Origin of the sequence: Nocardia yamanashiensis NBRC 100130, assembly GCF_001613325.1 — a bacterium.
GTDB lineage: Bacteria > Actinomycetota > Actinomycetes > Mycobacteriales > Mycobacteriaceae > Nocardia > Nocardia yamanashiensis.
In genome coordinates this window covers 1-631 of sequence record NZ_BDCD01000079.1, presented here as the reverse complement: position 1 = coordinate 631, position 631 = coordinate 1, and the positions used below count along the sequence as shown (strand labels likewise).

The window sequence follows — 631 nt, the reverse complement described above, 5'->3', positions numbered from 1 at the left end:
TCGGAGTTCCCGTCCGAGCTCGCGGGTCTGTTCAAGAACCTGGAGAACAAGGGCAATCCGTGGGGCCAGAACGCCAAGGACCGCCTGAACTGGATCTCCGAGGTCGATTTCGAGATCCCGGTCTTCGGTAAGGACGCTGATTCCTTCGACGGCTACGAATACCTGTTCTGGGTCGGCTGCGCCGGCGCCTATGAGGACCGCGCGAAGAAGACCACCAAGGCCGTCGCCGAGCTGTTGGCGACCGCGGGTGTGAAGTTCATGGTGCTGGGTCAGGAAGAGACCTGCACCGGTGACTCGGCGCGGCGTGCGGGCAACGAATTCCTGTTCCAGCAGCTGGCCATGCAGAACATCGAACTGCTCAACAGTGTGTTCGAGGGTGTGGAGCAGGCGAAGAAGAAGATCGTCGTCACCTGCGCGCACTGCTTCAACGCGCTCAACAACGAGTACCCGCAGGTCGGTGGCACCTACGAGGTGGTGCACCACACCCAGCTGCTCAACCGTCTCGTGCGCGCCAAGTCGCTGGTGCCGGTCTCGCCGGTGGCGCAGAACGTGACCTATCACGATCCGTGCTACCTGGGCCGGCACAACAAGATCTACAACGCGCCGCGTGAGCTGATGGAGGCCTCGGGCT

At 62.4% G+C, this 631-nt stretch carries 1 protein-coding gene; it reads left to right on the top strand.

Going from position 1 to position 631, the window contains the following annotated elements; genetic code table 11:
• A partial coding sequence (locus NY1_RS41650) for a (Fe-S)-binding protein (RefSeq protein WP_169815499.1) occupies nucleotides 1-631 on the top strand: 631 nt, incomplete at both ends.